We start from the raw sequence: 7,645 nt of genomic DNA, 5'->3' as shown, positions 1-7,645 counted from the left end.
TCAAATCAAAAACAGTTATAAAACGAAAAACGCTTATAGCGGATTTTTTAAAGTCCTGTTATAAGCGTTTTTTTATTGTCTAAAAAATAAACCTGATCAAAATAAGGGATGTTTTTCAGTGCCCTCGTTAATTCAGGGTGGTTTTTTTTATAAAAACATTACCCTATATTTGCACCATGGAAAAAGAACATCAAATATTTGGAATAAGAGCCATTATAGAAGCGATTCAGGCAGGAAAAGAAGTTGATAAAGTATTTATACAAAAAGAAATATCAGGTGAATTAATGAAAGATTTAATGAAGGTGATGAAACGCGCTAATATTAATTTTTCGTACGTTCCTGTAGAAAAACTAAATCGGTTAACACCAAACAACCACCAAGGGGCTGTGGCAACAATATCGCCTATTGGTTTTATTGACCTGGAACATTTGGTAGAATCGACAATTGCTTCGGGATCGAAACCTTTATTTTTAATACTGGATCAAATTTCTGATGCCAGAAACTTTGGTGCAATCATTAGAACGGCAGAATGTACTGGTGTAAACGGAATCATCGTGCAAAAAGCTGGGTCTGCCCCTGTAAATGGTGACACTGTAAAAACATCTGCTGGCGCAGTATTTAATGTTCCTATTTGTAAAGTAGAACACATTAAAGACGCTATCTTTTACCTGCAAGGTTCCGGAATTAAAACTGTAGCGGCTACAGAAAAAACCGAATCTAATATTTATGATTTAGAGTTGAACGAACCTTTAGCCATCATAATGGGATCTGAAGATCGAGGCATCAACCCTTCTGTACTTAAAATTGTAGATGAAAAAGCAAAACTACCAATGTTTGGCACGATTGGTTCTTTGAACGTTTCTGTTGCTTGTGGCGCTTTTTTATACGAAGCAGTTCGTCAAAGAAGTTAAAAACACTTTGTTTGAATGAGAACGCAAGTATCTCTTTGCAAAAGCCTACGATCTCGATTTTCGTTTTTTTTCTTTTGTCAAACAAATTTTCTTGAGACAAAACGTATGTAATCAATTTTGTGAATTCGTATATTGATTTAGTGAACGTCTTTATTAAGTATCTTTACTCCTAAATAGATTACGAGTAAGCATTTATTGATTTTGTGAACTCCTATTCTAATTTTGTAAACTCATATATTGATTATGCTTACTCTTAAATACATTAGGAGTAAGCATTTATTAATTTTGCAAACTCCTAAATAAATTAGGTAAGAACGTTTGTTTATTTTGTGAATGCACTTATAGAGAGTGTACAATAATCTGAGTAAACCCTGAGAATTTTTTTTTATTCGAAAGAACATTTTGCATTCGCATTTTGATTTTGTTAGATGCAAAACAGATTCACAACTAATAATCCGTTTTATGATTTTTCTTCAGTATCAGACCTAGTAATAATATACTTGACCCACGGATGCGTATTAAAATAAGTCTCATAATTTTCGGTTTCTTCTTCTGGAAGCTCGGTATTGACAAAATTACCATCTTCATCAAAATGTTTCATAAAAGCATCTTGTTCAGGGTCGAATTCTGGCTTCTGCCATTCGTAAACGATGGGTTTGGCATATTCTGGAGTTTTATAAAACAACGTCAAAGTAAATCCGGTTAGGAAACCTGCCAAATGCCCTTCCCAGGAAATGGTAGCATCAACATCCGGAAAAACATACCAGATCATTCCGCCATAAAATAAAATCACCGAAAAAGAAAGCGCTACTAAACGATAATAACGGGTTTGAATTCCTTTGAAAAAAATAAAACTTACCAACACATAAATGAGTCCACTAGCACCAATATGATAATTGGGTCGCCCAATAATCCAGGTTATCAGTCCGGAAAATAAAATTCCGTAAACGATAACAGGCAAAGATTGGTTTGGATAAAAATAATGTAAAGCTGCCAATAAGACCAAAAGTGGAATTGAATTATTATACAAATGACTTAAATTTTCGTGAATAAAAGGACTAAAAAGAACGCCTCTCAAACCCGAAAAATCTCGTGGATAAATACCGTATTGATAGAAATCGAAATCAAAACGAATTTGAAGCCAAAATATAAACCACAAGAAAAGCACAAAAAATAAAGGAAGCGCTATAACTGTGTTTGAAAATTTAAAATGATTGTCGTCCATAATCATGTACTAGATAGGATAAGGAGCTATCAAAAAACTATCCAAAAATAAATTACTGATAAATTGTCAGCTATCACAAAATCTCTTGATTGTGAGTACTAGCCCAGATAGAAACGGCATCCTTTGCTTGCCTTCTTTAGGCAAGTAAAGATAGAGGAGATAGCTGGAAATAGCTCCAGAAAACTATTAAATTAAAATTGAAAACTGTAATTTTACAAAATGGAAGCACCACTAGCCGAACGCATACGCCCGCAAAAATTGGAAGACTACGTAAGTCAGAGTCATTTGGTTGGCCCTAATGGTTCGTTGACGCAACAGATTTCGAGAGGAATTATCCCGTCGTTGATTTTTTGGGGACCACCAGGAACTGGAAAAACGACTTTGGCGCAGATTATTTCCCAGGAGTCAAAACGTCCTTTTTATATCCTGAGTGCCATAAATTCTGGGGTAAAAGACATTCGGGATGTGATTGAAAAAGCCAAACAGAGCGGCGGTTTGTTTACAGCCAAAAACCCCATTTTGTTTATTGATGAAATTCATAGATTTAGTAAATCACAACAAGATTCGCTTTTGGCTGCGGTAGAAAAAGGTTGGATTACATTGATTGGTGCGACGACCGAAAATCCAAGTTTTGAGGTGATTCCTGCATTATTGTCACGTTGTCAAGTCTATGTTTTGAATGCTTTTACGAAAGCCGATTTGGAGACTTTGTTGCATCGTGCGATGAAAACCGACTCGTATTTGGCCACCAAAAACATTATTTTGAAAGAAACGGAAGCGCTGCTAAGACTTTCTGGCGGTGACGGAAGAAAATTATTGAATATTTTTGAACTTGTGGTTAATGCTTCTGCTAGCGACGAGATTATTATTACGAACGATATTGTTTTTGCATTGGTACAACAAAATACTGTTTTGTATGACAAAAGTGGCGAACAACATTATGATATCGTTTCGGCTTTTATAAAATCAATTCGGGGGAGCGATCCAAATGGTGCAGTTTATTGGCTGGCAAGAATGATTGAAGGTGGCGAAGATGTAAAATTTATCGCCCGTAGAATGCTTATTTTATCCAGTGAAGATATTGGCAATGCCAACCCGACTGCTTTTATTATGGCCAACAATACTTTTCAGGCGGTAGCCACAATTGGCTATCCAGAAAGTAGGATCATATTGAGCCAGTGTGCTATTTATTTGGCCACTTCTCCTAAAAGCAATGCCTCTTATCTGGCGATCGGCAATGCACAGCAATTAGTGAAACAAACTGGGGATCTGCCCGTTCCGATACATTTAAGAAATGCGCCTACCAAACTTATGAAAGAGTTGGGTTATGGTGATGATTATAAATACTCGCACGATTATGCCAATAACTTTGCAGAGCAAGAATTTCTGCCCGAAGCGATAAAAGAAACGGTTCTTTATAATCCGGGAAGCAATTCTCGAGAGAACAGCAACCGCGAATTTTTAAAGAACCGTTGGAAGGATAAATATGGTTATTAAAACCAAATTTCATAATTAGAATTTCACTACAATCTTTTCAGAAACCAATTTATCGTTTTGGTAATATTCAAAAAACCATTGATTGTCTTTTGCGTTTAAAGTACCTTGAACACCATCTTTTATAGCAATAAAGCTGTCTGGACGCGAAGTTTTCATCAACTTCATTACTACTTTTGGCGTTTTATCAATTAGCTGATAACCTGTTTCTGTTGGCTGTGCGTACAACAAATTCGGATCGGTCATGTCTGCTACAGGAGCTTCAACTATGTTGGTCGTTACCGCAGGTGTTACAACTGCCGGAGTAGCTTTTACCACAGAAGCCCCCGATTTTCCGTTGTACTTGTAACGTAATTTATTAACTGAAACAAAAGCTAAATCAATGCATTCTTTGTAAGCCAGCTCATATTCTTTTTCTTTGCTCTTCCCTATTTCAGAAGTATAAATCACTTTGCCATAACAATCTTTAAACTCTACAAAAAGTTTGGTCACCAAAAAACCACTTTCTTTTTTCATGTCTATGTATAAAAGTTCGCAACGATCACTGTATTCCGGAGAAAGCTGTTCGTTTGAGTAAAAAGCCTTAAAACCTGCCTTTACCAAATTAGATTTTGTCATCGTCGCTGATCTGTATTGATTTTCACCTTTAAGAAATTCATATTTTAATGGTACTATAACCGCTTTGTAATCGTTGATAGATTGTCCAAATCCGATAACAGAAATAAGTAGAGTAAGCAACAAAAGTTTAATTTTCATAATTATAAATATTTTTTTAGTTCTAATAAATGGTTTATTTGTTTGATGTTTGCTGGAGCTTCAATCTTTTTTTCATTAAAAAAAATAGCATCCAGACCCGCGTTTAGTGCTCCGTTAATATCTGCATCGAGGCAATCGCCAATCATGACACTATTTTCTTTGGAAGCATTAGCCAGATTGATAGCAAAATCAAAGATACTACTATTTGGCTTTTTTACTCCTGCTGATTCAGAATTTGTAATAGTAGAAAAATATCCCGAAAGCGCAGCATTTTTTATTTTTTTGTCTTGTACAGTAGCAAATCCGTTGGTGATAATATGCAAATTATATTTGGGTTTTAAGTAATCCAAGACTTCTTTTGCACCATCAAAAAGGTGATTATTATCGGTAAGAAATTCGATGTAATCTTGGGCAATTTCGTTAATTTCTTCATCAGATATTTTAAGGTTCAGCGCATCAAAAGAAAACTTCAATCTATTGTAACGCAATTCAAGATGTGTAATTTGATCGTTTTGATATAATTTCCAGCATGCCTGATTGATTGGAGCGTATTGGGCAATAAAATCTGCCGTTTGTATGTGTGGGTATTTATTCTTAAAGATTCGATCAAAAGCAATTTCTGAATTCTTATCAAAATCCCAAAGCGTATGATCTAAATCAAAAAAAATGTCTGTAATAGTGGTTTTCATAACTAAAAAATTCCTTCATCTACAAAACTATAATATTTTGTTTCAGTAATAATCAAATGATCCAAAACTTTAACATCTAAACTATCTCCTGCTATTTTTAGTCTTTTAGTGATTTTGATATCGGCCTCACTGGGTTTTAGAAGTCCCGAAGGGTGATTATGACACAGTATCAAGCCTGTAGCGCTCGTTTCAAGCGCCAATTTAAAAACCAATCGCACATCTACAATTGTGCCCGAAATACCGCCTTTGCTCAGTTGCGATTTCAAAATCACCTTGTTGGAATTATTCAGAAATAATACCCAAAATTCTTCGTGAGGCAATTCGCCGATGATAGGTTGCATGATTTCAAAAACCAATTTACTCGAAGTTATTTTCACCAAATCGCCAACATCTTCGGCTCTTCGGCGCCTGCCTAATTCTAATGCTGCAATGATTGAAATCGCTTTGGCCTCTCCTATTCCTTTAAAATTGGTGAGTTGCGCCAATGACATTTTTCCAAGAGAATTTAAGGTATCCACACTCGCTAATATTCGTTTACTCAGATCTACTGCCGACTCGTTACGGCTTCCGGAACCAATCAAAATGGCAATCAACTCGGCATCACTCAAAGCACTTTTGCCTTTTAGCATCAGTTTTTCACGTGGCCTGTCATCTTCAGACCAATTGGTAATAGGGAAATGAGTGGGTTCCATTTTTGAGTAATTTTTTAGATAATGCTTTTGCTCATGCAGATACTATTCGTTAGACCAACATAAGGTTCGTAGTTTTCAACTATTTCGAAACCTAGTTTCTGATATAAACTAATCGCTTCAATTTGTTTGTAAAGCGTTTCCAGAATTAATGTTTTAAATCCTTGTTGACTTGCTTTTAATTCCAATTCTTTAATAATTAACTGCGCCAGTCCCAAACCTCTTGCTTCGGGCGATACGAACATTCTTTTTAGTTCGGCTGTTGTGGCATTGTATTTCTTAAAACAACCGCAACCAACAGGTTGATCATTGACGTACACGAGAATTACGTTCGGATTAAATTCGATCACATTATTACCCCAATAACTGGTTTTCAATTCCGGATAACGTTCCCATAAAAAGTTGTCAAATGTTTTTATGAGAGCTACAAAATCAGCGTTTTCACTAGTAGTCGCTACTACTTTAATTTCTGGATTCATGTTAATCAAATTGCTTGGGAAATATTTTGTTTAAAAATAAGAAAAATCATTCAATAAAAAAGCATTTCCTATTCTGAATATCATTAAATTTGAATAAAAAAAATGAAATCTATTTGTATTGTTCTGATGAGTGTTTTATTTCTTTCCTGTCAGCAAAAAGAAAGACAGGAAATCACCTTTTTGCCTTCTTCAGAAAACAGCGCAAAAACGTTTGAAGAAAAATTATCTGATGCAGCGATTTCTATAATTGATCCTTCAATACATTATGATCCGGCTTATTTTTCTATAAAATATCCCAACGGAGATGTTCCGTCAAATAAAGGTGTTTGTACAGATGTTATTATTCGTTCTTATAGAAAATTAGGGATCGATTTACAGCAAGAAGTTCATGAAGATATGGTGGAAAATTTTGAAAAATATCCAAATTTAATAAAATGGGGCATGACCAAAACCGACACTAATATTGACCATAGAAGAGTGCCTAATCTAGAGATTTTCTTCGAAAGAAAAGGTTCAAAATTGGCGATAACAAAAAATGCTGAAGACTACAAAACAGGAGAATTAGTCACCTGGATGATCAACGGAAAGTTACCGCACATCGGGATTGTTACCAACAAAAAATCTGATGATGGAGAACGAAACCTAATTGTACACAATGTTGGTGGCGGACAAGTGCTGGAAGATTGTTTATTTGAATACGAAATTGTGGGACATTTTAAATATGAGAAATAAAATTTCAAAAAATAAATTCTAAAATCCTAATTCCAAAAAAAAATGCCAGTTACAAACTTGCAACTGACACATTCACATATTTTATAATTATCTAAAAGACAAATTGTATCAAATCATTAAACTCATAAATAATTAAAGCCCTCATCCTTTACCTCAATTCCTAATTTTTTTAAATTTTCAGAAAAAAAACAAACTTCATCCTTTCGTAAATTAAAAGAAAAGCTTTCGTCTTGTTTACTTGAAGTATACTTAGTCCAAACTATCAAAATATTACCTTTGTGCATCCCTTTTAAACTCTTAAATTCAATTTCTTTTATATCAGATAAACTATAAAAATTATTAAAAAGCTTTAAGCTCAATGGTCGTTTTATAAGCAATCTATTTTCAAAAAGAATAAAAACTTTAAAAGTTCTTACCGCTTGAACAATCAAAAACAAAGGCAAAGAAAGTAATAAAATTTTATTCCAAATACTTTCCACCAATACTAAACCGTAAAGGCTAATAATTAGAAAGAAAGCCATCGATAAATATAATATTAAATTAATTGAGTTATATACTTAGCCTCTGTATTATTTGATACTGATAAATTGGCAATGCCGTAATCATTCGTTGAATTGTTTTGTGAAAAATAGTTTCTTTGAAAATTGATCTATTAATTCTAAAGGTAAAT

General features: G+C 34.2%; 9 protein-coding genes and 1 pseudogene. 3 read left to right on the top strand and 7 right to left on the bottom strand.

The window, feature by feature from the left end; genetic code table 11:
* Nucleotides 1-176 precede the first annotated feature (176 nt).
* Nucleotides 177-911, top strand: a complete 735-nt coding sequence (gene rlmB / locus J3495_RS18740) for a 23S rRNA (guanosine(2251)-2'-O)-methyltransferase RlmB (protein ID WP_210668478.1) — start codon at nucleotides 177-179, stop codon at nucleotides 909-911.
* A 460-nt stretch (nucleotides 912-1,371) separates the two neighbouring features.
* Here rlmB and J3495_RS18735 read toward each other — a convergent pair whose 3' ends face one another.
* Complete coding sequence (locus J3495_RS18735; protein ID WP_210668476.1) at nucleotides 1,372-2,136, bottom strand: rhomboid family intramembrane serine protease; 765 nt, start codon at nucleotides 2,134-2,136, stop codon at nucleotides 1,372-1,374.
* Nucleotides 2,137-2,355: 219 nt separating this feature from the next.
* Between J3495_RS18735 and J3495_RS18730 the strand changes: the two genes are divergently transcribed.
* Nucleotides 2,356-3,633 carry a replication-associated recombination protein A gene (locus J3495_RS18730; RefSeq protein WP_210668474.1) on the top strand — a complete coding sequence of 426 codons (1,278 nt, stop codon included), beginning with the start codon at nucleotides 2,356-2,358 and terminating at the stop codon, nucleotides 3,631-3,633.
* A 15-nt stretch (nucleotides 3,634-3,648) separates the two neighbouring features.
* Here the strand turns inward: J3495_RS18730 and J3495_RS18725 are convergent, their stop codons facing one another.
* The 4 genes from J3495_RS18725 to J3495_RS18710 are packed head-to-tail and all read right to left on the bottom strand — an operon-like array spanning nucleotide 3,649 to nucleotide 6,243.
* Nucleotides 3,649-4,386, bottom strand: a complete 738-nt coding sequence (locus J3495_RS18725; RefSeq protein ID WP_210668472.1) for a hypothetical protein — start codon at nucleotides 4,384-4,386, stop codon at nucleotides 3,649-3,651.
* Nucleotides 4,387-4,388: 2 nt separating this feature from the next.
* A complete protein-coding gene (locus J3495_RS18720; protein ID WP_210668470.1) occupies nucleotides 4,389-5,075 on the bottom strand; it encodes a YjjG family noncanonical pyrimidine nucleotidase in 687 nt (228 codons plus the stop codon).
* A gap of 2 nt (nucleotides 5,076-5,077) precedes the next feature.
* The gene (gene radC / locus J3495_RS18715) at nucleotides 5,078-5,767 is read right to left on the bottom strand and encodes a RadC family protein (RefSeq protein WP_210668468.1); all 690 of its coding nucleotides are present in this window, start codon (nucleotides 5,765-5,767) and stop codon (nucleotides 5,078-5,080) included.
* Between the two features lie 14 nt (nucleotides 5,768-5,781).
* The gene (locus J3495_RS18710) at nucleotides 5,782-6,243 is read right to left on the bottom strand and encodes a GNAT family N-acetyltransferase (RefSeq protein ID WP_210668466.1); all 462 of its coding nucleotides are present in this window, start codon (nucleotides 6,241-6,243) and stop codon (nucleotides 5,782-5,784) included.
* A 102-nt stretch (nucleotides 6,244-6,345) separates the two neighbouring features.
* Between J3495_RS18710 and J3495_RS18705 the strand changes: the two genes are divergently transcribed.
* Nucleotides 6,346-6,975 carry a DUF1287 domain-containing protein gene (locus J3495_RS18705; RefSeq protein WP_236025512.1) on the top strand — a complete coding sequence of 210 codons (630 nt, stop codon included), beginning with the start codon at nucleotides 6,346-6,348 and terminating at the stop codon, nucleotides 6,973-6,975.
* A 122-nt stretch (nucleotides 6,976-7,097) separates the two neighbouring features.
* On the opposite strand, the gene J3495_RS18700 is transcribed toward J3495_RS18705, so the two are convergent.
* The gene (locus J3495_RS18700; RefSeq protein ID WP_210668465.1) at nucleotides 7,098-7,496 is read right to left on the bottom strand and encodes a hypothetical protein; all 399 of its coding nucleotides are present in this window, start codon (nucleotides 7,494-7,496) and stop codon (nucleotides 7,098-7,100) included.
* A gap of 28 nt (nucleotides 7,497-7,524) precedes the next feature.
* Nucleotides 7,525-7,645 (bottom strand): annotated as a pseudogene (locus J3495_RS19265) (IS1595 family transposase); the annotation flags it as partial.

The sequence above is a fragment of the Flavobacterium geliluteum genome (assembly GCF_017948595.1).
GTDB classification, from domain to species: Bacteria; Bacteroidota; Bacteroidia; order Flavobacteriales; family Flavobacteriaceae; genus Flavobacterium; species Flavobacterium flavipigmentatum.
The sequence above is the reverse complement of the archived record's forward strand: the minus strand, read 5'-3'. Positions and strand labels throughout refer to the sequence as shown.